The following is a 24,993-nucleotide window of genomic DNA, read 5'->3' as shown; positions in this document are numbered from 1 at the left end:
GAGAACGATGGCACATAAGCATTTCGAGGGACATTTAATTTCAGAAGGATATAGATACGGGATCGTCGTAGGACGGTTCAACGAATTCATTACGTCCAAGCTGCTGGGCGGGGCGCTGGACGCTTTCAAACGTCACGGAGCCAAAGAAGAAGAGGTCGACATCGCTTGGGTGCCGGGAGCGTTTGAAATTCCGCTGATCGCCCAGAAGATGGCCGCCAGCGGCAAATACGACGCGGTTGTGACGCTGGGCGCCGTTATCCGCGGATCGACCCCGCACTTCGACTACGTCTGCAACGAAGCGGCCAAAGGAGTTGCCGCGATCGGACTGAAAACGGGCGTTCCGACCGTATTCGGCGTATTGACAACGGATTCGATCGAGCAAGCGATCGAGCGCGCCGGCACGAAGGCGGGCAACAAAGGCTGGGAAGCGGCCGTGACCGCGATCGAGATGGCCAACTTGACGAAGCAGCTGGAGGTTTGAGCGGTTGTTGTCGGAATGGATACACCTCGATTCGCTGCTGTACCGCGTCGTCGCACTGCTGATAGCGGTATTGCTGCATGATGCGGTCCAAGCGTCGGTCGCTCTGCTTCTCGGGGACCGGACGGCCAAGGAAGCGGGCCGGCTGACGCTTTCTCCCGTACCGCACATGAGCACGCTCGGGGTATTGGCAAGCCTGTTCGGCCCGTTCGGCTGGTCGAAGCCCGTACCGGTAAGTCCCGACCGGCTGAAGGGCAGCCCGAAACTATCCGCCCTCGTCGTATACGCCAGCGGACTATTGGTCAACCTGGCGCTCGGAATCGCTCTATGGTGGGTGTTTTTCACAGTGCCTTTTCAGACGATGGATCAGACGGTTCCCTTGTGGGCATCCGAGCTTATACGAGGCATCGTGAAATGGACGTATATTTTCAATTTGATGTTTTTCATTTTGCATCTCGTGCCGGTATACCCGACGGATGTATGGAAAGGGCTGCGGCTGTTTATGCCGAAGCAATGGGAGCCGGCCGTGGCGAAATACGAGAAGCTCGGAACCGTCGTATTGATCGGAATTGTGGTCACTCCCATCGGCCAGCTGCTGCTGAACCGCTGTTATGAATCGTTGACGGGCATTATTATGAATTTGTATTCGCTTGTGTAGAGGTGGACCCGGGAATGAAACCGCATTACAAATTGGAAACGTTCGAAGGTCCTCTCGATCTGCTGCTTCATCTGATCGACAAGGCGGAAATCGATATTTACAACATTCCGATCAGTGAAATAACGGAGCAATACATGGAAGTACTGTCGACGATGCAGGAGCTTGAGCTGGAGGTAACGAGCGAATTCCTCGTCATGGCCGCGACTTTGCTTGCGATCAAAAGCCAGCTGCTGCTGCCGAAGCCTCCGCCGCTCGAGCTGGAGGATACTTATTATGACGACGAGGACTTCGATCCGCGCGCCGAACTCGTCCAGAAGCTGCTGGAGTATCGGAAGTACAAGGCGATTGCGGAAGAGCTGAGGGATAAGGAGCTCGCCCGGAGTCTGATCTATACGCGCGAGCCGGAAGATTTGACCCCCTACGTCCGCGAGGTCGAGGTGAACCCGGTCGAAGGTCTGGACGTCGCGGACCTCGTCATCGCGTTCCAGCGGGCGCTGCGCAAAGCGAAATCCCGCAATACGGTCGCGAAGATACGCCGGGACGAAATATCCGTCAAGGAACGGATGCGCGAGGTCGTAGCTTTGCTCGGCAAGCGCGGGGGCAAGCTTTTGTTCTCGAGGCTGTTCGATTATGAAATGACCCGGGAAGAAATCGTTGTTACGTTTATGGCTATACTTGAGTTGATGAAAACGAAACAGATCGTCTGCTTCCAGCAGAAGCTGTTCGACGATATCGTAATCCAGCGAAAAGAGGGGGGAAATCAGGTTGAAATACCGTCAGATGAAATCGATTATTGAGGGATTGCTGTTCGCGGCCGGAGACGAAGGGCTCGATGCGAAGCAAATCGCCGACATTCTCGAACTGCAGCCGCATTCCGTTACCGGGCTGCTGAAGGAAATGACGGAAGACTTCAGGCGGGAAGAACGGGGCATCCAAATCGTCGAAATCGCCGGTGCGTTTCAATTGACGACTCTTCCTGCACATGCCCCTTATTTCGAGAAGCTGGCCCAGTCTCCGACGCGATCGAGTTTGTCCCAAGCCGCGCTGGAGACGCTCGCGATCGTTGCGTACAAGCAGCCGATCACCCGGATCGATATCGAACAAATTCGCGGAGTGAAGGCGGACCGGGCTTTGCAGACGCTCGTAGCGAAAAATTTGATACTGGAAGTCGGGCGGGCGGAAGCGATCGGCCGGCCGATTCTATACGGTACGACGAAGCCTTTTCTCGACTATTTCGGGTTGGCCGGACTGCATGAGCTGCCGGAAGCGGCGTTGTTCCAAAATCCCGACGATCTCGAGGAAGAGACGCGGATGCTGTTCGAGAAGCTGGAAGGACATCAGCTGACGATCGATGATGCGGAGGGAACGGACGAAAGCGTATAGCGTTTGACGGGGAGGTCATACTAAACTTTGACACAGGCGGATGCTGTTGCCGAAGCTTATGGATGACGGAGGATCAGGCGCGATGATATGGTTATGGTTGATCGCGGGCATTCTCGTAGCGGGAGTGCTCTTGTTTGCTTTCAGCGATATTCGGCTGAAGATCCGCTTCTCTCACACAGAAGGGGACGACCACTTGACCGTGGACATAAGAGGATTTTACGGCTTATTCCGTTTCCGGTATGCCGTGCCGATCATTTACTGGAGCGAAGAAGGGTTGAAAGTCAAGACCGAGAAAGTAAACCGCAAAGGCCTTCAAGGAGACGAGAAGTTAACGATCACGCGGGACAAAGTGGAAGATTTTTTCCATCGGACGAAGCTGCTGCTCTCTTATACGGCTCGGCTGATCGAATGGACGAAAGGCGTGATGGCGCACACTATCTGTACGGAATTGAGCTGGGTCACGCGGATCGGCTTGGGGGATGCCGCCGATACGGCGATTACGACGGGAGTCGTATGGGGCTTGAAAACGTCGCTGCTCGGCTATTTGTTCCGGTATATCCGCTTGGAAGCGAAGCCGGCGCTTAGCGTTCAGCCTCAATTCAACCGGATGTTATTTTCCACCGAAGGCGTGTGCGTCATGAAAATCAAAGCCGGGTATGCCCTGTATGCGGTTTTCTTGCTGCTGAACCGGATCTTGCGCGTCAGAGGCGGATTGAGAACATGGCGGAAGCTGCTGTTCCGGCCTTCCTGACCTGATAAAAATTGTTCGACAAAAAGTTCAAAAAATTGTTGATATTATGGGAATTTTAACCTAAAATGAATTTGTGTTGAATAGAATTGATAACTTTGGTAAGGGAGTTGCCGGATGCAAACTCAAACAAATCAAACACAGCAGTACCAAACCGGGACGCAGCAGCAGGCTGCGGGTGTGATCTCCTTCAAGGAATGGATGATCACGATTCTTTTATTGGCGCTTCCAATCGTCAATATTATTATGCTGTTTGTTTGGGCATTCGGAGGCGGGGCGAACCCGAGCAAGGCGAACTACGCCAAAGCAGCCCTCGTCTGGGCGGCGATCGGTATCGTGCTTTACCTGATCTTCTTTGTTTTGATTCTCGGCAGTGCAATGTCATTGATGGAATATTAAGAACAAAAGAATCGCATCGCTCGGGTCTGCGTCCCGGATGATGCGATTCTTTTTCATCACATACATTCCGGCTTTTCGGGCAACCCTAACGAATGTAATCTAAAAATCAGCATGCAAGCATGCCTTATTGTGCAAAAATAAAGGAGGAATCAACAGTGGCAGACCATCCGATACAAGGTCTTATGAAAACAGCCATGGAAAATATCAAGGAAATGGTCGACGTCAATACGATCGTCGGCGACCCGGTGGAAACTCCGGACGGAAGCGTCATTATGCCGATTTCCAAAGTCGGATTCGGTTTTGCCGCAGGCGGCAGCGAATTTTCCGTCGAATCGGACGGAGACCAAGGTCAAGGGCAGGGACAAGGACGTACGGACGCCCATAACGCCCATGTAGCTCTTCCTTTCGGCGGCGGTAGCGGCGGCGGAGTTTCCATTACGCCGATCGCATTCCTCGTCGTAGGCAAGCAGGGCGTGAAGGTCGTTCCGCTCGACAACCAAACCCATTTGTACGAACGGTTGATCGATCAAGCTCCGCAAGTCGTGGACAAAATTCAAAACATGCTGAGGTCGAACCGAAACCAAAATGCGGCCATGAATGCCAATATGATGCCTAATGCGGCCATGAATACCAATATGGCTCCAAATGCTGCTGCAACGAATACGATATTCACTACAAACCCATCGAATGTTATCGACTGAACGCGATCATTAGAACAAAAAAGGCTTCCCAAACCACCTATAGGTGGCAGGGAAGCCTTTTTTCCTCATCATTCAATCCGTTTTGTGCTGCGGCTGGTTGGACGATATTCGATCGTAGAGGAAGTCCACGATATGAACGGCTTCCATTTTCTCGGATAACTGCTCGCGCTCGATGCCGAGCTTCATTTGCAGCAAACAACCCGGATTGCTTGTGATAAGCATATGCGCATTCGTTTCTTTGACATGCTCCATCTTGTGCTCCAATATTTGATTGGCCATATCGGTTTGCACAATGTTGTAGATGCCCGCCGAGCCGCAGCAGCGGTCCGCCCCTTGCAGCTCGACGAATTTGACGTTAGCCACACGCTTCATCAGGTTGCGCGGAGCATTGGACGAACGCATGACGTTGCGCAAATGGCAGGAGTCCTGATAAGTGATCGTGAACGTTTCTCCGTTCGAGCCGGCTTTATCCGGATGGGCAAATTCGGGCAAACGGCCTTTTTCCAGCAGAAGATGACTGACATCCTTAACCCGGGACGCGAACCATTTGGCATCGTCCGCAAACTCCGGCTCATCGTGGAGCAGGTGGTCGTATTCGACCAGCAGCGCTCCGCATCCACCGGCATTGGAGGCGATGTAATCGACGCCTGATTCCCGGAACGCGCGGACGTTTTTCTTGGCCAGCTCTTTCGCTTGCCCGATCTCCCCGGCATGGGCGTGAAGCGCCCCGCAGCAATTTTGCGTCTCCGGAATTATAACCTCGAACCCGGCTTCGCTCAGCAGCTGCACGGTCTTCAAGTTCGTATTCGTGAACATAATATCCATCAGACAGCCGCGAAACATGCCGACGGTGCCGATTTTTTGGCCCTTGGCCGGTACGCGTGTCCCGAACGTTTCTACAACGCCTTTGCCGGTTGCTTCCGGCAGGATGGCTTCCATGTCCCGCATATTTTTCGGGAACAGCTTCATGACGCCCGTACCGTGAGCCACTTTTTGCAGACCCGATTTCTGATACGCGCGAAGCACATTGCCCAGCAGCTTCATCCGTTTCGGCTTCGGAAACAGCTCCTTGAAGGCGACGCGGCGTGCGGCCTTGATAAACCAGCGGTGCTCCCCGTGCTGTTCCAACGAATCGCGGGTCTCTTCAAGCAGATGTCCGTACTTGACGTCTGCGGGACATACCGGCTCGCACGCCCGGCAGCCGAGACAAAGATCCATTTGTTCGCGGAACGTCTGATCCGGCTCCATGACTCCGTCGACGACCGCTTTCATCAGTGCGATGCGGCCGCGCGGAGAAGCGGCCTCGAGTCCCGTTTCCAGGAAGGTCGGACATGCGGCCTGGCAAAATCCGCACCGCATACAGTTCGTAAGCTCGTCGTAATTCAACTGCAGCTTCATGGTCTGGGCGAGCGGATTAAGCGGCTTCTTCTCCGGGGAAGCGCCCCAGTTGGAAGGAGGGTGGTTGTGCGCTGTGTCGTTAACGGCTGCCATGATCGATCACCACTCTTTTCCGCGAATGTTTGGCGAATATTTTGCCGGGATTCATAATATTGTTCGGGTCGAACGCCTGCTTGATCCCCTTCATCAGCTCGATGCCGGCCGCTCCTACTTTCCATTCCAGGTATGGAGCCTTCATGACGCCGACTCCGTGCTCTCCGGTTATCGTGCCGCCCAAGTCGATAGCGGCTTCGAAAATTTCTTCGAACGCCATCTCGACCCGGTGAATTTCATCGGCATCCCGCGCATCGGTCGTACAGGTCGGATGCAAATTGCCGTCCCCCGCGTGGCCGAACGTACAGATTTGCACGTTGTATTTTTTGGCGATTTCGTTAATGGCGATGACCATTTCGGCTATTTTGGAGCGGGGAACGGTAGCGTCTTCCAATATCGTCGTCGGGCGGATGCGGGCGCATGTGGACAAGGCGCTTCTCCGTGCGAGCATCAGCTTCTCGGCTTCCGCGGCGTCGGCCGCCATCTTCACTTCGACGGCTCCCTGCTCTTTGCAGATGCGGACGATTTCGATAATATCTTTCTCCACGACCGATTCGTCCAAGCCGTCCTGCTCGATCAGCAGGATCGCTTCCATCTCCACGGGAAGGCCGATTTTGTTAAACCCTTCGACGACGCGGATCGTGGCGTTATCGAGAAATTCAAGCGTTGCCGGTATAATCCGGTTGCCGACGATCGCGGAGACGGAACGCGCGGCTGCATATATATCTTTGTACATGGCGACCATCGTTTTCTTGTATTTCGGAGCCGGGATCAGCTTGACCGTCGCTTCCGTTACGATGGCGAGTGTGCCTTCAGAGCCGACAAGCAGCTTGGTCAAGTCGTATCCGGCGACGTCCTTGTACAGCTTGCCGCCGGTGCGGATGATATCGCCGTTCGGCAAAACCGCCTCCAGCCCGATGACGTAGTCCTTCGTCGTGCCGTACTTCAGACCGCGCAATCCGCCTGCGCATTCCATAATGTTGCCGCCGAGCGTCGAAATAATCATGCTGCTCGGATCCGGCGGATAGAACAAGCCGAGCTTCTCGACTTCGAGGTGGAACTGCTTCGTGTTCAAGCCGGTTTGGAACGTGGCGGTCAAATTGTCGGCGTCGATCTCGATCAGCTTGTTCATCCGGTTCATCACCATGACAAGCCCGCCCTCGAGCGGCACCGTTCCGGCGCAAAGATTGCTGCCGGCGCCGCGGCCGACGATCGGAATCCGGTATTCGTTCGCAATCTTTAATATTTCCGATACATGCTGAGTCGTAGACGGAAAAATAACGCCGTCCGGCAGAGCTTGCTGCATCGGCGTGGCGTCATACGAATAGCTGACCAAAGCTTCCATATCGTCCTTAAACCACGATGCGCCGACAATGTCGATGAGCTTGGCGCGAATGGACTGTTCCAACATACTGAGTCCTCCTAAAAAGTTTTGCGAAGCAAAACTTGCTTCGTAAGCATTTTCTCAGTTAAAAATTAATCAGGTCATCAGATGACTTTTCTCTCATTATAGCTTACTATAGAATGTATGTATACAATAAATCCCCACGAAAGGCGGGGCAGGGAAGCTTGTTCCGATTCGCCGCAGTCGGGAGCCCCGGCATTTCATGTCAGGTACGGAAGGGAATCGGTTTAGGAATGGCATTCGATCAAGTCAAGCCCTTGAAAGGCTACGAGCTTGTCATGGAGCAGTTGAAGAATCGCATCTTGTCCGGAGAGTTCGCCCCGGGAACGAAGCTTCCCTCGGTCGTCGATTTGGCGTCAAGCTTCGGAGTAGGGCGTTCGACGATTCGCGAGGCGTTGAGCGCGCTGAAAGCGATGGGATTGGTCGAAATCCGTCAGGGCGGAGGCACTACGGTATGCACGGAGCTTCCGAAGGAACCGGGGCAGTCCGACGGTGCCGATCTGTTTGCAAGCGCTCAATCGATCCGCGAGCTGCTCGAGGTGCGAAAAATATTGGAGACCGGATGCGCGTCACTTGCCGCCCGCAACCGGACGGAAGCGGATTTAAGCTCGATCGAAGAGGAATTGCAGCTAATGGAGACGTATGTGCACGATGAAGCGAAAGGGGAAGAAGCGGACGTTCGGTTTCATCTGAAGCTGGCCGGAGCGACGCACAACTCCCTGCTCATCTCGATGATGGAGTCGATGTCCGAGCGGCTGCACGATAGTATGAAGGAGTCGCGCCGGCTGTGGTTTTACGGGGAAAGGGCGGAAGCGCACAGGCTGCTTAGAGAGCATTCCGACATTTTCGAAGCGATCCGGGAAAAGGATGAGTCGCGGGCATTCGAGGCGATGATGACCCATCTAGGGAAAGTGGAAGGCGTTCTGCACAAAGCGATTGCCGAGACGGGCCTTGGAGATCGATAACCGAACATGCGCATACGAGCAGGTGCCGCTGAGGCAGCAATACAACGGTCTTTCGGGACTCTTATTGATAAGAAAAAATGAAAGATGGCGGAAATAAGAGTTGTTCGCGACTCTTATTCGGCATACATCAGGCGAAATGCGCCACTTCGGTTAAAATAAAAGCCTCAAACATCTCTTATTTTAGTAAATCGGAGGATTCCTCCAAAATAAGGGGTGTTTGAGGCTTTTGATTATGATGTGAAATAACGCAGTTTATAGCTTTGCCGACCCGATTCTGAGCTTCTCCGCCGCATGGGCGGCGTCTACTTGCTCCCGGTTCAGCCGGACTCCGATCGAGCGAAAGGACGAAATCGCATCCTCGTAACCGCGTTCGATATGCTCGACGCCCGTAATATACGTAGTCCCTTCGGCGGCGAGTCCGGCAAGCAGCAGGCATGTGCCGGCGCGAATGTCGGTGGCGTGAACCCAACTTCCTTTAAGCTGAACTCCTCCGCGGATGAACGCCGAGCTGCCGCGCAATTCGATGTCGGCCCCCATCCGGCGCAGTTGGGCGACGTGCTGGAATCTTTTCGGATATATTTTCTCGGTAATGATGCTTTTGCCATGAGCCTGAGTCAGCAGCGCGGTCAAAGGCTGCTGCAGGTCGGTCGCGAACCCGGGATACATCGCCGTACGTACGCGCGTCGCCTTCAGCTTGCCGCCGGACGATGCCGTAATGCTCTGATCGTGAAGCTCGATCCGGAGTCCGATTTCGCTTAATTTGGCGATACAAGAGCCGAGATGGTCCGGGATGACATCCGTAACGGTTACCGATCCGCCGGTTATGCCCGCACACATGAGGAACGCACCGGCTATCAAACGATCCGGTATTACCGTATGATGTCCGCCGCCGATCGATTTCACCCCGTCGATCCGGATCGTATCGGTGCCTGCTCCCGATATTTTCGCGCCGAATTCATTCAGCATTATCGCCGTATCGACGACCTCCGGATCTTTGGCCGCGCCGCGAAGCACGGTTCGGCCTTCGGCGAGAACGGCAGCCAGCATGCAGTTGATCGTGGCGCCTGATGTAATCGTATCAAAGTAGATTTCGGCACCGGTTAGCTTCTTCGCTTCCACCGTGTAATGTTCGTCGTAGAAGGCGACTTCGGCGCCCATCGCCTTCAAGCCTTTCACATGCTGGTCGATCGGCCTGGATACGAAATTGTCGCCTCCGGGAAAGCCGATCGTCACTTTGCCGAACTTGGCGAGCAGGGCGCCTATGAAGTAGTACGACGCCCGGTAGGAGGATGCTTTCTCCTTATCGATGTCGGCGGTATGGATGTGTTGCGGATCCAGCGTTATGTCACCGTTCAGGTGTCGAGCGGTCTTCATTCCGACGCTCTCGGCTATGTCGCATATGACGCGGATATCGTAAATGTCGGGTACGCCCGACAACGTAACGGGACTATCGGATAAGCAGCAGGCGGCCATAAGCGCGAGCGAGCTGTTCTTGGAGCCTTGTATCTTGACGGAGCCGCTGACCGGCCCGGATCGTTCCAAACGGATGATATTCAACTTGAGTTTCCCACTTTCCGGTAAAGTCGTCACCTTTACTATTTATTCATGTTTGCCCCGGAAAGTCAATAAGGACAAGGAACCGAAAGTACTATTTTTTCGCCATGGGAAGGGGAAGGCGAGACCAAGCCATTCAAGGCCCGTCCGAATCGGAGGCGCTCGAAGAACCTGCACGGAGGGTCATATATCGATATCGGATAAGCATATACTTGTACCAATCGGCGTCCTGCGCCAAAGATCGGGGTGAGAAGCGAACCATGAACGGGTATGGCAATATTGCGCTGCGGATCGTCGGAACGTCGCTTATACTAATGCTGGTATGGCCGTGGGTTGCCGTCGCGGCGCCGCCCGGCGTACAAACGAATGCGGAAAGCGCGGCGCTGGTCGACGTCGCCTCCGGTCGGCTGCTTGTTTCCAAAAACGGGGACAAGCAAATGAGGATCGCAAGCTTGACGAAAATTATGACCGCAATTACGGCTATCGAGCACGGAACGCTTTCCGATCCGGTCAAAGTAAGCGGCAATGCGGCCGGGAAGGAAGGCTCCTCGATCTATTTGAAAGCCGGTGAGGAGATGAGCCTCGAGAATATGCTGTATGGGCTGATGCTGCGATCGGGCAACGATGCGGCGACAGCGATTGCGGAGCATGTGGGCGGCTCGCTCGAAGGCTTCGTCCATTTAATGAACGAGAAGGCGGAAATGATCGGCATGACTCGCTCGCGCTTCAAAAATCCGAGCGGACTTGATGAGGAAGGCCACCTTTCCACGGCGAACGACATGGCCAAGTTGACCGCTTACGCGATGAGGAACCCGGTCTTTCGCGATATAGTGAAAACGAAAACGAAGTCCGCGCCGAATCCGAATGAGGATTGGGATTACAAATGGTCGAACAAAAACAAGATGCTCTCGATTTACGAAGGGGCGGACGGCGTCAAAACCGGCTATACGAAGCTCGCCAAGCGCTGCCTCGTCTCCTCGGCTACGAGAAACGGCCAGCAGCTGGCGGTCGTTACGCTGAACGATCCCGACGATTGGCTCGATCACCGCAAGCTGCTCGATCATGGCTTCCGATATTATCCATTGGAGCAGGTAGTCAAGAAGGGCGACCGGATTGAAAATATGCCTATTGTCGTCGGGCAAACGTTCTCCTATCCGCTGCTTGAGGAGGAGCGCAGCACCGTTCGCAAGGAAGCGGCGCTTCTCGATCCGAACTCTTCCGCCTACCGGCTCGGAGAACGGGGAACGCTCACTTTCTCGCTTAATGGGACGAAGATCGGCTCCGTTCCGCTCTATGACGAGAATAGTCCGCGGCTGACGGCCAAGGAGCAGGCGACCTTCGAGTTCCAGGAAAGCGTGCGGTACGAGGAATCGGGCTTCTTGCTGTGGCGGCTGCAGCTACAGGAGGTTGTACGGCGGCTGTTCGTCCTGCAGGAATAGATCGGTTGACGAAAGGGGGGGAACGTCATCGTTAACTGGATATGGTTTTTTTTCATCGCAGCCGGATTTGCCGTTGCGGCAGCGCAGGGCAACATAGAGGAAGTGACGAAGGCGGTATTCGACGGGGCGAAGAGCGGGGTTACGATCAGCCTCGGGTTGATCAGCATACTCGTTTTCTGGCTCGGCATGATGCGGATTGCCGAGGATTCCGGGCTGCTAGGCATTTTGGCGAAACTGCTTCGCCCGATCGTCCGGCTGCTGTTTCCCGATATTCCGAAGGATCATCCTGCCGTCGGGTACATCATGTCCAATATGAGCGCCAACCTGCTCGGCCTGGGCAATGCCGCCACTCCGATGGGAATCAAGGCGATGCAGGAGCTGCAGACGCTGAATCCGGACAAAGAGACGGCGAGTCCCGCGATGTGTACGCTTCTGGCGTTGAACACCGCGAGCATCACGCTGATTCCGACTACGCTCATCGCAATCCGAATGAATTACAATTCCGCGAATCCGGCTGAAATCGTCGGAACGACGCTTATTGCTACCGCCGTCGCAACATTAGCCGCCATATTGGCCGACCGCTGGTGCCGAAGGCGGCTGCTTGCCAAAACCGTGCCGAAAGGATGATCGCGCTTGTACTCGCTCGTCTCCGTGATGTCCGCCTGGGCGATTCCCGTATTGATCGTGCTCATTCCGCTATTTGCGGTATACAAGAAAGTGCCCGTATACGAATCGTTCGTCGAGGGGGCCAAGGACGGGTTCGATACGGCCGTGAAAATCATTCCCCATCTCGTCGGCATGATGGTGGCGATCGGGGTATTTCGCGCTTCGGGCGCCATGGATCTGCTGATCGGCTGGCTGAAGCCGGCGCTTGTGCTCGTCGGAGTGCCGGGGGAAGTGCTACCGTTAGCCATCCTCCGACCGATTACCGGTTCCGGCTCTTTGGCTTATACGGCAGACCTGATCGGACAGTATGGGCCCGATTCGATGATCGGACGCATCGCCTCCACCATTCAAGGAAGCACGGATACGACCCTCTATGTGCTGACCGTCTATTTCGGAGCCGTTGGTATCCGCAAAGGAAGATATGCACTGAAGGTGGGGCTGTTCTCCGATCTCGTCGGTTTCGTAGCTGCGGTAGCGATTTGCCTGATCGTATTCACAACGGCAGGTTGAACGGCCAGCTATCAATTGAATAGGAAGGAAACCGGGGTCGATCGCGGAAGCGGTCGGCCCTTAATTCCGCTCGGAGGCGGACGCACCTCCGGATGCGTGCCTACATATAATGGAGCACCCTAGAGAGGCGAGGTGAAGCGCGGATGCGGCCGACCGGCATTACGATTCATCAATCCGTCTGCACGTCGATCAACGGAAAAGGATACGATTTCTACATTACGCGCAGCGGTACGATCATCCCGGCATCCGAATCGACAGACCCGGCAAGAATCCATATTTGCGTGGAGGGAGACTTTTCGCGGCCGGAAGAAACGTTGTCCGGCTTCAAGGAAGAACAGTTTTTCGTACTGCAGAAGCTCGTTCTGCGCATATCGGAAACGTTCGGCATCGACCCGGCCGATCTGATCTCCCACAGCGCAAATTGCCCCGGGAAACACTTTCCATGGTCCGAACTTGTGATTTCTCCAAAGGATGGTTATCATTAGGGTTGAGGTGACCATTCCATGGAACGATTGCAAAAAGTTTTGGCTCAAGCGGGCGTAGCGTCCCGCCGCAAATGCGAGGAATATATCGAAGCGGGCAGGGTCCAAGTAAACGACAAGACGGTCACGACGCTGGGGGTCAAGGTCGACCCCGCCGTCGATGCGATAAAAGTGGACGGGCGGCCGATCAACCGTCAGCGCATGCAGTATTTGTTGTTCAACAAGCCTAAGGGCGTCATCACCAGCACGTCCGACCCGGAGGGCCGCAACGTCGTAAGCGACTATTTCAAGGACGTGAAAGAACGGGTATACCCGGTCGGGCGTCTCGATTATGACAGCGAAGGGCTTCTCCTTCTGACGAACGACGGAGAGCTCGCGAATCTGCTCACCCATCCGAGACATCATGTGCCGAAGACGTACCACGCTACTGTGAAAGGGGTGCCGCACGGCGATTTGCTGGACAAGCTGCGCACGGGCATCAAGCTCGAGGACGGAATGACCGCGCCTGCCGAAGTCGAGTACGTGGATATTAATCCGGACAAGAACGAGACGATTGTGTCCATCACGATCCATGAAGGCCGCAACCGTCAGGTGCGCCGGATGTTCGAAGCGATTTCGTTTCCCGTCATCAAGCTGAAGCGCATCCAGTTCGGCACGCTGCTGCTTGCCGGGCTGCAGAGAGGCAAACATCGGGCGTTGACCAAATCCGAAATCGAGGAGCTGCGGCAGAGCGCGCTACAGTCACATAATGTTCAAAAAAGTACGGAATGACGCCGTATTTTAGTGATCTATTTCGCTATAATGGGTGTAGCCGCATTCATAAATACGAAATGTAGGTGATCCGAGTTGCGCGAGAACAGGAAATGGATTCAAAGCATCATTTTGACCGCGGTTTTGCTGATCGGAGCCTATACGATAGGGAGCAGCCTGTTCGCCAAGGAAGACATTCCGAGGGAAGGGAGCACTGCTCCTGATTTTTCGTTAATAGGGCTGGACGGCAACAAGGTAGAGCTGTCCGATTACCGGGGCAAGCCTGTTATTGTTAATTTCTGGGGTTCCTGGTGCGAGCCGTGCATCCGTGAAATGCCGGCGATCCAGCGGCAGTACGAGAAGTGGAAGGATAAGGGGCTTGTCGTGCTCGGTCTTAATCTGGACGAAAGCAAGGTGACCGTACAAAGCTATGTCAAGCAAACCGGCGTCACGTTTCCCGTGCTGTTCGACAAGGAGCTGAGAATGCGGGACCGGTACGCGGTCCGGTATTACCCGACTACCTTTTTCATCGATCCGGCCGGTAAAATCGTCAAAATCGCGGTGCTGGAAATGGACGACGACTACATCGAGCAGACGGTCCGTTCGATGCTGAAACTGTAAAGGAGCGATTCACCCCGTGATTGTGAACACGAAATGCGAATGCGGGCACCAAAATCATGCGGGAACCGTATTGTGCGAGTCGTGCGGGAAACCGCTTTATGACGAGCCGGGCGACGATACCCCTCTCGAGATGCGTTACGACGGCGTAGCCCGGCGTTCCCAGAAGGCGAACCCGTCCGTGCTCGATCGGGTATGGAATTTTTTCTCATCGGTCAAAGTGGCGATTTATCTCATATTGGCCACGCTCCTCGGCTCCATATTGGGTTCGATTTACCCGCAGGAAAATACGTTTCTCAACATCGATCCGGCCAAATATTACAAAGACACCTACGGTTGGACCGGCGATCTGTACTACAAGCTCGGGTTGTCCGACACTTACGGGTCCTGGTGGTTTATCGGACTGCTCGTCTGTATCGGAACTTCGCTCGTCATCTGCAGTCTGGACCGGGTGCTGCCGCTTTATCGGGCTCTCAGCAAGCAGCAAATACGCAAACATTTGAACTTTATTTTACGACAGAGGATCGTATATACCGATACGATCGTGTCGGCCGACTCCAAGCCTGTTCACCCCGAAGCATGGGTGGAGGAGGCGGCCGCCAAGCTTCGCAAGAGAGGATATAAGGTTCACACGGACGGTTCCGCCTTGCTTGCGGAGAAGCACCGTTTCAGCAGGTGGGGACCGTATGTCAATCATATCGGTCTGATCATCTTTTTGCTGGCGGTGCTGATGAGGGGACTTCCGGGCTGGCAGCTGGACGAGTATGTCGGGTTTCTCGAGGGGGAACCGACGAAAATTCCGGAAACTCATTATTATTTGAAAAACGAGCAGTTTAATGTAGAGTTTTACACGGAAGACGAAATGACCGAGAAGTTTCGGGACAAAGGGCAGACGGTCGCGAAGCTGTACGAGACGAAAGCGGTTTTGTACGAGTGCACGGCTGACTGCGACGGCACGGGGGGCGAGCCGAAGCTTCGCGAGCTTTCCCGGCAGAGCATTACCGTTAATCATCCTCTGAACTACAAAGGGCTGCTCGCCTTCCAGTTCGACTATTCGCAGACGCCCAGACTGCTGTCCGTCAAGCCGCTGCTCAAAAACAAGCAAACCGGTCAATCGTACGGCCCGTTTACTTTAAAGATGAAAAACCCGGTCGATTCGTACGAGGCCGGTCCGTACAAGCTGCAGCTGAAAGATTATTTCCCCGATTTCTCGATCAACGATAAAGGGGTGCCGGTTACAGTATCCAACGAGCCGAATGCGCCTGCGTTCGTCTTTACGATTACCGGACCGGGGATGCCGGCGGAGGGACAAGCCTACTTGTACTTTCCGCGTGAGATCGACAAAGAGAAGTACAGCCAGGACAAAATCAACGGCGCGTTCGGGAGCGTGTGGGACATCTCGGTCAATTCGATGGCCGATGTCGAGATCGCCAACTACACGAGCTATTTGAACATTCGCAGAGATACGGCGCTGCCTTACATTTTTGCGGGAGGGGGACTGTTCTTTGTCGGTGTCGTCATGGGCTTGTACTGGCAGCATCGGCGCATCTGGATCCGGTTTGACGAAGGAAACAAGCTGTCGCTCGGCGCACATACGAATAAAAACTGGTACGGGCTGCGAAACGAAGTAGCGGGGATGCTGAACAAGATGGGTATTGAAGTCGCTCCGAAGCAGTTGGCCAACGAGGTGAACAAATCTTGAATACGGAATCGCTAAGCGGAACATTTCTATTGATTGCTTTTATTTTGTATACGCTGTCGTTCGTTGTGTACGGCATTGCCGTAACGGGGAAGAAGTGGAGCTCCCGTGATCCGGAGAACCATGTGAAACGATGGGGGAAGTTCGGGCTTGTGCTTACACTGATCGGCTTCGCCTCCCAGCTCGGATATTTCTTTACGCGCTGGTACACGGCAGGCCATATACCGGTCAGCAATATGTTCGAGTTTCTGACGTTCCTCTCGATGATGATCGCGCTAGCTTTCGTTATCGTCTATTCGATTTACCGGATTACGGTGCTCGGCATGTTCGCGATGCCGGTGTGCGTCATTATTTTGGCTTATGCGCTAGTATTTCCGCCGGATATTCAACCGCTTATCCCGGCATTGCAAAGCTATTGGCTGAAAATTCACGTAACGACGGCCGCCTTCGCCGAAGCGTTTTTTGCAGTCGGGTTTGCGGCGGGGCTGATGTACTTGCTGCGCGTCGTCAATTTTAAAGGGACGTCGAAAGCGGACCGCCGCGAACGGCGCGGGGTCGAGGTCGTCATTTTCGTCGTGCTCACGACCGTTGCGTTCGTCATAACCGTATTTGTATTCAAAGGAATCGGGTATGAGGCCAGGTTTGTCAGCGAAGTGACCAAAATCGATCAGAACGGCCAAGAATATGTGGAGACGAGCACGGTAGACTACGTATTGCCTCCGATCGTGAAGCCGTTCAACAGCAAAGCCGAAACGATGCAGCCGTTTCTCGGCATGAACGAGCCTTTGTTCGCGGCTCCTTCGTGGATGAACGGCATCAATGCCGGTCGGAAGCTGAACACGTTCATCTGGTCGCTTATCGCGGGTCTTATTTTGTACGTATTGCTTAGGCTCATCTTGCGCAAGCAGATCGGAGCCGCCATTCAGCCGGCTACAAGCGGCATGGACCCTGAGGATTTGGACGAAATCAGCTATAGGGCGATCGCGATCGGATTTCCGCTGTTTACGCTCGGGGCGCTCATCTTCGCGATGATATGGGCTCATGAAGCGTGGGGACGGTTCTGGGGCTGGGATCCGAAGGAAGTGTGGGCGCTCATAACATGGCTCTATTATACGGCATACCTGCACTTTAGACTTTCCCGCGGATGGCAGGGCCGCAAATCGGCATGGATGGCGGTTATCGGCTTCGTCGTCGTCATGTTTACGAATGTCGGCGTCAATCTGATCATCGCAGGGCTTCACTCGTATGCAGGCGTGTAGCATTTAGAAGGAGGGTGAACAGTACATGGTTGATTTGAAAGCGAGCATATTGGTAGTGGACGACGAAGAGCGGATTCGCCGCTTGCTGCGGATGTATCTCGAGAAGGAAGGGTACGTCATCGACGAGGCGGAAGACGGCGAGACGGCGCTGACGAAGGCGCTGGAGGGCGATTACGACCTGATATTGCTCGACGTGATGCTGCCCGGCATCGACGGAACGGAAGTATGCGCGAGACTGCGGCAAGTTAAGGCGACGCCGATCATCATGCTTACCGCCAAAGGCGAGGAAGCGAACCGGGTGCAAGGGTTCGAGGTCGGCGCGGACGATTATGTGGTCAAGCCGTTCAGCCCCCGGGAAGTGATTTACCGGGTAAAAGCGATTCTTCGCCGTTCTTCGGCTACCGCTTACTTGGCGAAGGATGCGATTCATGCGAGCAACAACATCGTCTTCCCGCATCTCATCATCGAGCATGACGCCCATCGCGTGACGGCGGGCGGACAGGAAGTGGCATTGACTCCGAAGGAATACGAGCTGCTGCATTATTTGGCCACATCGCCGGATAAAGTGTTCTCGCGGGAAGATTTGCTCAAGGATGTATGGAACTACGAGTTTTTCGGCGATTTGCGCACCGTCGATACGCATGTGAAGCGGCTTCGCGAGAAGCTGAATAAAGTATCGCCCGAAGCGGCCTCGATGATTACGACCGTATGGGGCGTCGGGTACAAGCTCGAGGTGCCGAAATAAAGTGAAACTGTGGAAAAGCGTAGTCGGAAAGCTATGGATGACCATTATCGGATTAGTCGCCGTTGTTCTTGTGATCAACGGCGTCTTTATGGGACAATTTCTCGATACGAACTTCGCCAACTCGAAAGACCAGGAGCGCAGCCTGCAGAAGATGGCGGAGAAAGTGTCGATTGATCTTACGCTTCATAAAGAGGAATTTTCGTACGTCAATGCAGTTGCGGAATTGCTGGATGCTCAAGATGCGGCTATGATCGTCCTGGATAGAAGGCTGGAGGAGACGATACCGGCTTCCAAGGTGACGCAAATTCCGAAGCTGCATGCCACCGACCTGTTCGAACCTGAGAGGCTCGGGAAAGTGCTGCAGGGCGGGACGGCTCCGGCGATCTATTTCGATCCGCACTCCGGCAAGCGATTTCTTGCCGTCGCCGTTCCTCAGCGGGAAAACGCCAGCAGCAATGTGACGGGGATCGTTATTCTGTATCAAGCGCAAATCTCGCTCGATTACACGCAAGCTTACTTTCAAAATTTGTTCGTCATTGCCGGCGTCATCGGCTTCCTACTGACAACATTGTTCGCATTCTTTTTATCGACCCGGATCACGCAGCCGCTAATCCAAATGAAGAAAGCGGCGGACTTCATTACATTGGGCGAATATAAGACGCGCGTACCGGTTACGGGCTCCGATGAAATCGGCGAGCTGGCGGTCGCTTTCAATCAGATGACCGGGCGGTTGGACGAGACGATCAATGCTTTGAATCACGAGAAAGAGCACTTGTCCAGTGTGCTGCGAAGCATGACGGATGCGGTGATTACGCTGGATGCGGACGGTAGAGTTATATTGACCAATCCTCAAGGGGAAAGACTCGTCGAGGAATGGGGGACGCTCGGCTGGGCGGAAGCAGATGGCGATTTTTCTGAGGAGGGATCGCTCGCCCCCGGGCCTCTTCAATCTTTGTTCGCGGAAGTCGTGAGCGGCAACAAAGAAGTGACGTCGACGGTTCATGTCCACAGCAATGTATACTCCGTAGTCATGGCACCGCTTTATTCGTTGGAAGGATTGCGGGGAACGGTCGCCGTCCTCCGCGACGTAACGGAAGAGCACCGTCTGGACAAGCTGCGTAAAGATTTCGTCGCGAATGTGTCGCACGAGCTGCGTACGCCGCTTTCAATGCTTCAGGGCTACAGCGAAGCGCTGCTCGACGATATCGCGGCAACCCCGGAGGAGCGGCGCGAGCTCGCCCAAGTCATTCACGACGAATCGCTCCGGATGGGGCGGCTGGTGAAAGATTTGCTCGATCTTGCCCGGATGGAAGCGGGGCATATGGAGCTAAACTTCCGTGAATTCGACATGGAGCCGCTCATCCAAAGAGTTCACCGCAAGTTCAGCGCTCTATGCAAGGAACGGGGCATCGTATTGAAGCTGACGTTTCCGGGTACCGGCATTACTTTGCGGCATGCGGATGAAGACAGGCTGGAACAGGTTTTGACGAATTTGCTTGATAACGCGGCACGGCATACGCCGGAAGGCGCGTGGATCGAAATACGCGTCCAGGCCGAGGAGCAAGATCAGAGCGTTCTGATCGAAATCGTGGATCGGGGCCGAGGGATCCCGAGAGAAGATTTGCCGTATATTTTCGAACGGTTCTATAAAGCAGACAAAGCGCGGACCCGGGGTTCCTCGGGCGGTACCGGACTCGGCCTCGCGATTGTGAAAAACATCGTGGACGCCCACCAAGGGACGATCCATGCCGAGAGCGAGCTTGGAGCGGGGACGACGTTCTATATTAAAATCCCGAATAGGGAAAGAGCATAGAGGTTAATAAAACAGGGCTGTTCCGATACAAATCGGAACAGCCCTGAGTTAATGGAGAAAATCTGGAAAGAGAGGAAGCGGTGAAGGCAAAGGGTGGGGGAATACACTCCACTTCCGTTAAAATCGAGTTGTCTGATTAGAATTCAGCGGTTACTACTCAATTTTAAAGTCAGCCGCTTCGCTTTCCGTGTACCTCCCCAACTCCTCTTGGTGTTTCAAGTCTCTCTTTTGATTTTCTCGATAAAAGTAAGGGCTGTTTCGAAACGAATCGGAACAGCCCTGTTTTGCGTAAAGTAGAGAAAAAGCGCATTTTTTATCACCGCTTTTCCCCGAAATGCAATTACTTTGGAGGAATATGTTGAACGAACGCGACAAATCTTGTTGTACGTGAAACAATGCGGCCTAAAGCGGCTTAACCGAGGGTGATCTCTCTTACCCGTTTAATTTCCGGCATGTTGGACAGCTGTTCCAATACGGCCTTCGGAGCCTGCTTGTCGATTGTCAGCACCATGATGGCGGAGCCGCCGACATCGGTACGGCCAACCTGCATCGTGGCGATATTGACGTCGTTGTTGCCGAGCAAGGTGCCGACTCGTCCGATGATGCCGGGCTTGTCGGTATGCGAGATGAGTAGCAAATGACCTTCCGGAGCGATATCCACCGGGTATGGCCCGATTTGCACGATGCGTTCGCCGAAGCCCGCGAGCAGCGAGCCGGAGAGCCAGCGCTCCTCTTCTTTCGTTTTCAGGCTTAGCGTGATCCGGTTCGTGAACCCTTTTGTCGAGATCGACTTTTGGATGACGATGTTGATGTCGCGCTGTTTGGCCAAATGCATCGAGTTGACTGCATTGACCTGCTCAGCTCCCAAATGGTGGGATAGAACGCCCTTCAATACGTAACGGGTGAGCGGGTTTGTATCGAGATCGGCCAATTCCCCCGAGTAATTGATCGTAATCTCGCGAACGGCGCCGTCGGTCATTTGCGCCAAGGAATTGCCCAGCTTCTCGCAAAGCTTGAAGTACGGCTGTATTTTGTTCAACAGCTCGGCCGGAATCGGAGGCATGTTGACGGCGTTTTTGAACGGCTCGTTGCGCAAAATGTGAATAACCTGCTCGGACACGTCGATCGCCACATTTTCCTGTGCCTCGATCGTAGATGCGCCCAAGTGCGGCGTAACGATAATTTTCGGATGCTTCAGGAACGGATGATCCGCTGCCGGAGGCTCATGCTCGAATACGTCGAATGCGGCTCCGTGGACAATCCCTTGATCAACCGCTTCAACGAGCGCGAGCTCGTCAATAATGCCGCCGCGGGCGCAGTTGACGATGCGCATACCTTTCTTCATCACTTCGAATTGCGGACGCGCAATCATATGATGCGTCTCGTTCGTCAGCGGAGTATGGACGGTCATGAAATCGGCGTTCCGAACGATCTCGTCTACCGAAGCCAGCTTGATTCCGAGCTTCTCCGCCCGTTCCTCGGTCATGAACGGATCATAGCCGAGCACACTCATGCCGAAGGCGATGGCGCGCTTCGCAACCTCGGTGCCGATGCGTCCGAGTCCGAGTACGCCGAGCGTCTTGTTGCGCAGCTCGACGCCGACGAAAGATTTGCGGTCCCACTCGCCGGTGACGGTCTTCATATAGGCTTGCGGAATATGGCGGGCCAGCGCCATCATCATCGCAAACGTATGCTCGCACGTCGTTATCGTATTGCCGTCGGGAGCGTTAATGACGACGATCCCGAGGCTCGTTGCCGCTTCCAGATCGATGTTGTCGACGCCGACTCCCGCGCGGCCGATTACCTTCAGCTGCGTTCCGGCTTCCATAATGCGCCGGGTAACTTTGGTTTGCGAGCGGACGAGCAAAGCGTCGAATTGACCGATGATCGAAACGAGTTCATCCTCGCCAAGCCCTGTCTTTTTAACAATTTCCACATCGCTTGCGTCCGTCAGCTGCTGCAATCCCAGATCGCTGATCGGATCCGATACCAATACTTTGTACATGTTCATACTCCTCCTTAAGCTTACTTTCAGTATGAGTTTGGAACTGCCGCGCAATACGTAACGAAGCCGTTCCTTGACCAAAAGAACGAATGCAAAAAACTCCCGTCCCATACGGAATACCGTATATAGGGACGAGAGTTCGGTTCGCGGTGCCACCCTAATTCGCAGGACGCTCACACGTCCAGCCTTACTCGGTCAAACCAATCGGCCGACCAGGAGCGTTAACGGGCTCTACCGTTTGCGCTTAAGAGAAATCGTTCGCGCATCGACTCGGGAGTGGATCGTACAAGGAACGCCACCGGTTCGCAGCGACCACCGGCTTTCTGCAGGGCTCCATTATACTAATCTCCGTCATTATCGTTTCTTGTGGTTTCATTTTTAATAACTTTATCATGTCAGGTTTGGATGTGTCAATTATTTTAAGACATATTTATGACATCGGGAAACGCTGGAAAACGGTTACCGTCAAAAAATGGACACAAATTAGTCCCCCAAAAGTGAAGCAAGCCTTCGTAGCTAATTCCGGGTACTTTTGGGGGAGCCCCCGAAAACCAGCCCCAAAAGTGAAGCGGGCTTTCGTAGTAAATTCCGAGTACTTTTGGGAGAGCCCCCGGGTTTTCCTTGAATTTGCCGACATTTTTCGATATCTTCAAAGAAGTGCGATGAAACGTTTTCCTATTTATTTTCGTAGAAGAAGGGAAGCTGCGGTTTCGTCTCGCCCGCGTACCATTTGTCCTTGCGGGCTATAAAGTCGCCTTTGCGGGCTGCGTTCGTGTCGGCAAGCAAATCGGTAATCGCCTGAATGTCGTTCAGGTTCATTTTTTTGGCTTGCCCGTTCGAGATCATTTCGTCGATTCGCACCGTCATGTCTTGCGGATACAGGGACAAGTACCGCTTTTCGTTCATCAGGATGGTGGACACTACGACATTTTTGACGTTAAGGCTCATCTGGCTCCAGTCTTTAAGCGTAAAGGACTGTTGAGCGAGCAAGCCGGTGCCCTGCACTTGAGGATCGACCGACTCGTTCCATTTGACGATAGCCGTGTAATATTGCTGCTGGCCTTGAAGCGCAAACTTTTTGGCTTCCAGAAAGAAGGCGTCCTTGTCGACTTCGGTCAGCAATACGCTCGGATGCATCGAGTTTGCTTTCGCTTGAAATTTTTTGGCCGTATCCGAGAACAGCCGGAGGCCTTTCAACAAATTTTGGTGCGCTTCTCCCAGAAGCGGGGAAGTTTCCGGCGTAACGGACTTCGATATTTCGTCATATTTGTCGCTTGCCGTCTTCGACAAATCTTTCATGACCGATGAAGGATCCGCCGCGTCGCCTTGAAGCTCGACCTCCTTCAGCTTGTCGAACCATCTGTTCGTAAATTCGCGGTAAGGCGCGTATATCGTATGGTAGAAAGAGACGAGATGCTGTTGATCGTAAGCTCCGGGCTTTTTGGCCGCTTCTTCCTGCTTGGCCATTAAGGCGTTGTATTTCGATTCCGTGCGAGTTTGGCCGAGCTCGACTCCGAAGAAGAAAGCGCCGGCCACGCAGACGAGCAAAAAGACGAAGATGAGTGAAAAGAAATAGTCCGAACGGTTTAGACGCTTATCCATGCCATGACTCCTTGACCCGTATTTGAACTAAGTATAGGTGAAAATACCCAAAATGTGAACCGTGTATCCCGGAGGAAACATGAAAAAAATAAACTTCAGAAACATCCGGATTCGCCAAGTCGACCCGAGCGAGCTGGATGACCGGATGCTTCTCGTCAATTTGTACTTGACGCAAGCCATTACATGTATTCTCGGCATTTCGATCGTGTTTTTTCAGTCCCAAAGTTTATTTTCTTTGTTGCGGTTTCCCGAGCATATATCCGCTTGGGGGTGGGCTGTCGTTTTTGCTGCAGGCGTACTGATCTTCGACTTTCTGATCGCCAGATGGGTTCCGGAAGAAGTGACGGATGACGGGGGGATTAATAAGAAGCTGTTCGGCCAGCGTCCGTTATGGCATATCGCCGTTCTTTCGTTCGTTGTGGCCGTGTGCGAGGAGTTGTTGTTCCGCGGCGCGATTCAGCATGCGTTCGGACCGTACTGGACCAGTATCCTGTTCGCCGCGATTCATATCCGTTATTTGCGTCACTGGCTCATGACGGGGATGGTTTTCGCGATCAGCTACGGTCTGGGCAGCTTGTATTCGTGGACCGGTTCGCTCTGGGCGCCGATCGCCGCTCATTTCATAATCGATTTCGTGATGGGATGCATCATACGTTACCGGAAGGATGAAGAACTTGGAGAAGGCTGACTATTCCGAAGATACGGCGCGCAGTATGCCGAGCGAAGAAGATATGCGTCTTCCCCCGAGACGCGTCATCCATTCGTCGGACAACACCAAAGCGACGCGCATTTTTCATGCCAGCCTCGTCGTGCTGCTCGTTTTGCTTACGATGGGCATCATTTTCTGGTATCAGCTGTACGGGGAACAAATGCTGAAATAGTCGTATCGATGGAGTCGGGGTCGACGAACCCGTACCCTCGATCCGCCAGCTTCGTCAACAACTCGTCGAGCGCATGAGCCGTCCAAGGCAATTCGTGCATCAGGATGTTGCTGCCCGGGTGAAGCTGCTCCAGCACGCGTCCGACCACACCCTCTGGCGTCCGGTTCGACGAGAGCCAGTCCTCCGAGCCGTTGGACCAAGTCATGAACAGCATGCCTTCGTCCTTGACCAGCTTTTTGACGAATTCATTGGAGGATCCGAACGGAGGGCGAAAAAACTTCGGATCAACTCCGATCGTACTTTTGACAATTTGTTGAACGTCTTGGATTTGTCGGGTAATCCGTTCGGCTTGCTCCTTCTTCAAATCGATATGGTCCCAGGAATGATTGCCGATCGTATGGCCTCTATCATGCAGCAGCTTCAGCAGCTCCGGATTGTTCCGGACCCGATAGCCATTAACGAAAAAAATCGCCTTGGCCTTATGTTTATCGAGCGCGGCCAGAATCTGTTCGATCCGCGTCTTGTCCTTCGGTCCATCGTCGAACGTCAATAAGACCACTTTTTTATTGCCGGACGGGTCGATCGGAACGATATCATAATGGTTGTTCATTTTGTATAACTTGGCGATTTCCGGTTTACCCGCGGCTTGAACGGTGCTTCCGGCGGTCCACAAAATTATAAGCAGAACAGCCGCTGCCAAAGCTTGCCCCCATATTCGACTAGTCTTCATTTGGCGTATATC

General features: G+C 53.9%; 26 protein-coding genes and 1 other annotated feature. Of the genes, 20 read left to right on the top strand and 6 right to left on the bottom strand.

All coding sequences use genetic code 11. The features are described 5' to 3' along the window. The first annotated feature begins 7 nt into the window (after positions 1–7). The 7 genes from ribH to ytfJ all read left to right on the top strand — a co-directional run bounded on the left by ribH (position 8) and on the right by ytfJ (position 4,367). Positions 8–481, top strand: coding sequence for a 6,7-dimethyl-8-ribityllumazine synthase (gene ribH / locus FE783_RS06055; RefSeq protein ID WP_138878453.1), 474 nt, complete (start codon positions 8–10; stop codon positions 479–481). 7 nt (positions 482–488) lie between these two features. Then, positions 489–1,136 (top strand): site-2 protease family protein, encoded by a 648-nt coding sequence (locus FE783_RS06050; protein ID WP_138878452.1) that lies wholly within the window; start codon positions 489–491, stop codon positions 1,134–1,136. Between the two features lie 14 nt (positions 1,137–1,150). After that, positions 1,151–1,933: a segregation and condensation protein A gene (locus FE783_RS06045; RefSeq protein WP_138878451.1), complete on the top strand. Its 783-nt coding sequence runs from the start codon at positions 1,151–1,153 to the stop codon at positions 1,931–1,933. Beyond that, the gene (gene scpB, locus FE783_RS06040) at positions 1,902–2,519 is read left to right on the top strand and encodes an SMC-Scp complex subunit ScpB (protein WP_138878450.1); all 618 of its coding nucleotides are present in this window, start codon (positions 1,902–1,904) and stop codon (positions 2,517–2,519) included. Before FE783_RS06045 ends, scpB begins: the two co-directional genes overlap by 32 nt. 82 nt (positions 2,520–2,601) lie before the next feature. Beyond that, a complete protein-coding gene (locus FE783_RS06035) occupies positions 2,602–3,270 on the top strand; it encodes a DUF2953 domain-containing protein (protein ID WP_158301643.1) in 669 nt (222 codons plus the stop codon). A 114-nt stretch (positions 3,271–3,384) separates the two neighbouring features. Next, entirely contained in the window at positions 3,385–3,666 is a 282-nt protein-coding gene (locus tag FE783_RS06030; RefSeq protein ID WP_138878448.1) for a hypothetical protein, read from the top strand. 155 nt (positions 3,667–3,821) lie between these two features. Then, positions 3,822–4,367: a GerW family sporulation protein gene (ytfJ, locus tag FE783_RS06025; RefSeq protein ID WP_138878447.1), complete on the top strand. Its 546-nt coding sequence runs from the start codon at positions 3,822–3,824 to the stop codon at positions 4,365–4,367. Between the two features lie 72 nt (positions 4,368–4,439). Here ytfJ and FE783_RS06020 read toward each other — a convergent pair whose 3' ends face one another. Next, complete coding sequence (locus FE783_RS06020; protein ID WP_138878446.1) at positions 4,440–5,858, bottom strand: (Fe-S)-binding protein; 1,419 nt, start codon at positions 5,856–5,858, stop codon at positions 4,440–4,442. Then, positions 5,845–7,269 carry an FAD-binding oxidoreductase gene (locus FE783_RS06015; protein WP_138878445.1) on the bottom strand — a complete coding sequence of 475 codons (1,425 nt, stop codon included), beginning with the start codon at positions 7,267–7,269 and terminating at the stop codon, positions 5,845–5,847. Before FE783_RS06015 ends, FE783_RS06020 begins: the two co-directional genes overlap by 14 nt. A gap of 227 nt (positions 7,270–7,496) precedes the next feature. Here FE783_RS06015 and FE783_RS06010 point away from each other — a divergent pair, with 227 nt between their 5' ends. After that, positions 7,497–8,228: a FadR/GntR family transcriptional regulator gene (locus FE783_RS06010; protein ID WP_138878444.1), complete on the top strand. Its 732-nt coding sequence runs from the start codon at positions 7,497–7,499 to the stop codon at positions 8,226–8,228. A 252-nt stretch (positions 8,229–8,480) separates the two neighbouring features. Here the strand turns inward: FE783_RS06010 and murA are convergent, their stop codons facing one another. Beyond that, positions 8,481–9,785, bottom strand: coding sequence for a UDP-N-acetylglucosamine 1-carboxyvinyltransferase (gene murA, locus FE783_RS06005; protein ID WP_138878443.1), 1,305 nt, complete (start codon positions 9,783–9,785; stop codon positions 8,481–8,483). A 311-nt stretch (positions 9,786–10,096) separates the two neighbouring features. Here murA and FE783_RS06000 point away from each other — a divergent pair, with 311 nt between their 5' ends. The 10 genes from FE783_RS06000 to FE783_RS05955 all read left to right on the top strand — a co-directional run bounded on the left by FE783_RS06000 (position 10,097) and on the right by FE783_RS05955 (position 19,763). Then, positions 10,097–11,221 (top strand): D-alanyl-D-alanine carboxypeptidase family protein, encoded by a 1,125-nt coding sequence (locus tag FE783_RS06000; protein ID WP_238402910.1) that lies wholly within the window; start codon positions 10,097–10,099, stop codon positions 11,219–11,221. Between the two features lie 27 nt (positions 11,222–11,248). Beyond that, a complete protein-coding gene (locus FE783_RS05995) occupies positions 11,249–11,848 on the top strand; it encodes a nucleoside recognition domain-containing protein (protein ID WP_138878441.1) in 600 nt (199 codons plus the stop codon). A gap of 6 nt (positions 11,849–11,854) precedes the next feature. Then, positions 11,855–12,397, top strand: coding sequence for a spore maturation protein (locus FE783_RS05990; RefSeq protein ID WP_138878440.1), 543 nt, complete (start codon positions 11,855–11,857; stop codon positions 12,395–12,397). A 143-nt stretch (positions 12,398–12,540) separates the two neighbouring features. Next, positions 12,541–12,882, top strand: coding sequence for a peptidoglycan recognition protein family protein (locus tag FE783_RS05985; protein WP_138878439.1), 342 nt, complete (start codon positions 12,541–12,543; stop codon positions 12,880–12,882). Positions 12,883–12,900: 18 nt separating this feature from the next. Then, complete coding sequence (locus FE783_RS05980) at positions 12,901–13,650, top strand: pseudouridine synthase (protein ID WP_138878438.1); 750 nt, start codon at positions 12,901–12,903, stop codon at positions 13,648–13,650. 75 nt (positions 13,651–13,725) lie between these two features. Next, complete coding sequence (resA, locus tag FE783_RS05975) at positions 13,726–14,250, top strand: thiol-disulfide oxidoreductase ResA (RefSeq protein ID WP_138878437.1); 525 nt, start codon at positions 13,726–13,728, stop codon at positions 14,248–14,250. 16 nt (positions 14,251–14,266) lie between these two features. Further along, complete coding sequence (gene resB, locus FE783_RS05970) at positions 14,267–15,949, top strand: cytochrome c biogenesis protein ResB (protein ID WP_138878436.1); 1,683 nt, start codon at positions 14,267–14,269, stop codon at positions 15,947–15,949. Continuing rightward, positions 15,946–17,205 carry a cytochrome c biogenesis protein CcsA gene (gene ccsA / locus FE783_RS05965; RefSeq protein WP_138878435.1) on the top strand — a complete coding sequence of 420 codons (1,260 nt, stop codon included), beginning with the start codon at positions 15,946–15,948 and terminating at the stop codon, positions 17,203–17,205. The genes resB and ccsA overlap by 4 nt, the downstream gene beginning before the upstream one ends. A gap of 25 nt (positions 17,206–17,230) precedes the next feature. Then, positions 17,231–17,950: a response regulator transcription factor gene (locus tag FE783_RS05960; protein ID WP_138878434.1), complete on the top strand. Its 720-nt coding sequence runs from the start codon at positions 17,231–17,233 to the stop codon at positions 17,948–17,950. 1 nt (position 17,951) lies between these two features. Then, the gene (locus FE783_RS05955) at positions 17,952–19,763 is read left to right on the top strand and encodes an ATP-binding protein (RefSeq protein ID WP_138878433.1); all 1,812 of its coding nucleotides are present in this window, start codon (positions 17,952–17,954) and stop codon (positions 19,761–19,763) included. Positions 19,764–20,175: 412 nt separating this feature from the next. Here FE783_RS05955 and serA read toward each other — a convergent pair whose 3' ends face one another. Together serA and FE783_RS05945 are read right to left on the bottom strand one after the other, a co-directional pair. Continuing rightward, complete coding sequence (gene serA, locus FE783_RS05950; RefSeq protein ID WP_138878432.1) at positions 20,176–21,768, bottom strand: phosphoglycerate dehydrogenase; 1,593 nt, start codon at positions 21,766–21,768, stop codon at positions 20,176–20,178. A gap of 124 nt (positions 21,769–21,892) precedes the next feature. After that, positions 21,893–22,132 (bottom strand) — a binding site (T-box leader). A 311-nt stretch (positions 22,133–22,443) separates the two neighbouring features. Next, the gene (locus FE783_RS05945; protein WP_138878431.1) at positions 22,444–23,370 is read right to left on the bottom strand and encodes a hypothetical protein; all 927 of its coding nucleotides are present in this window, start codon (positions 23,368–23,370) and stop codon (positions 22,444–22,446) included. A gap of 79 nt (positions 23,371–23,449) precedes the next feature. Here FE783_RS05945 and FE783_RS05940 point away from each other — a divergent pair, with 79 nt between their 5' ends. Beyond that, complete coding sequence (locus tag FE783_RS05940) at positions 23,450–24,058, top strand: CPBP family intramembrane glutamic endopeptidase (protein ID WP_138878430.1); 609 nt, start codon at positions 23,450–23,452, stop codon at positions 24,056–24,058. After that, positions 24,045–24,251, top strand: a complete 207-nt coding sequence (locus tag FE783_RS05935) for a hypothetical protein (protein ID WP_138878429.1) — start codon at positions 24,045–24,047, stop codon at positions 24,249–24,251. The genes FE783_RS05940 and FE783_RS05935 overlap by 14 nt, the downstream gene beginning before the upstream one ends. Here the strand turns inward: FE783_RS05935 and FE783_RS05930 are convergent. Then, positions 24,208–24,981 (bottom strand): polysaccharide deacetylase family protein, encoded by a 774-nt coding sequence (locus FE783_RS05930; protein ID WP_138878428.1) that lies wholly within the window; start codon positions 24,979–24,981, stop codon positions 24,208–24,210. The genes FE783_RS05935 and FE783_RS05930 overlap by 44 nt on opposite strands. Positions 24,982–24,993 lie beyond the last annotated feature (12 nt).

It is taken from the genome of Paenibacillus mesophilus (assembly GCF_005938385.1).
In the GTDB taxonomy this organism is placed as follows: domain Bacteria; phylum Bacillota; class Bacilli; order Paenibacillales; family NBRC-103111; genus Paenibacillus_AB; species Paenibacillus_AB mesophilus.
The sequence above is the reverse complement of the archived record's forward strand: the minus strand, read 5'-3'. Positions and strand labels throughout refer to the sequence as shown.

Excerpts from the sequence above, each read along its gene's own strand:
- FE783_RS06010 (WP_138878444.1), top strand. The coding sequence starts at position 7,497 with ATGGCATTCGATCAAGTCAAGCCCTTGAAAGGCTACGAGCTTGTCATG.
- FE783_RS05960 (WP_138878434.1), top strand. The coding sequence starts at position 17,231 with ATGGTTGATTTGAAAGCGAGCATATTGGTAGTGGACGACGAAGAGCGG.
- FE783_RS06045 (WP_138878451.1), top strand. The coding sequence starts at position 1,151 with ATGAAACCGCATTACAAATTGGAAACGTTCGAAGGTCCTCTCGATCTG.
- FE783_RS05980 (WP_138878438.1), top strand. The coding sequence starts at position 12,901 with ATGGAACGATTGCAAAAAGTTTTGGCTCAAGCGGGCGTAGCGTCCCGC.
- FE783_RS06020 (WP_138878446.1), bottom strand. The coding sequence starts at position 5,858 with ATGGCAGCCGTTAACGACACAGCGCACAACCACCCTCCTTCCAACTGG.
- serA (WP_138878432.1), bottom strand. The coding sequence starts at position 21,768 with ATGTACAAAGTATTGGTATCGGATCCGATCAGCGATCTGGGATTGCAG.
- ribH (WP_138878453.1), top strand. The coding sequence starts at position 8 with ATGGCACATAAGCATTTCGAGGGACATTTAATTTCAGAAGGATATAGA.
- FE783_RS06030 (WP_138878448.1), top strand. The coding sequence starts at position 3,385 with ATGCAAACTCAAACAAATCAAACACAGCAGTACCAAACCGGGACGCAG.
- FE783_RS06015 (WP_138878445.1), bottom strand. The coding sequence starts at position 7,269 with ATGTTGGAACAGTCCATTCGCGCCAAGCTCATCGACATTGTCGGCGCA.
- FE783_RS05985 (WP_138878439.1), top strand. The coding sequence starts at position 12,541 with ATGCGGCCGACCGGCATTACGATTCATCAATCCGTCTGCACGTCGATC.
- FE783_RS05930 (WP_138878428.1), bottom strand. The coding sequence starts at position 24,981 with ATGAAGACTAGTCGAATATGGGGGCAAGCTTTGGCAGCGGCTGTTCTG.
- FE783_RS05940 (WP_138878430.1), top strand. The coding sequence starts at position 23,450 with ATGAAAAAAATAAACTTCAGAAACATCCGGATTCGCCAAGTCGACCCG.
- FE783_RS06000 (WP_238402910.1), top strand. The coding sequence starts at position 10,097 with ATGCTGGTATGGCCGTGGGTTGCCGTCGCGGCGCCGCCCGGCGTACAA.
- FE783_RS06035 (WP_158301643.1), top strand. The coding sequence starts at position 2,602 with ATGATATGGTTATGGTTGATCGCGGGCATTCTCGTAGCGGGAGTGCTC.
- FE783_RS05945 (WP_138878431.1), bottom strand. The coding sequence starts at position 23,370 with ATGGATAAGCGTCTAAACCGTTCGGACTATTTCTTTTCACTCATCTTC.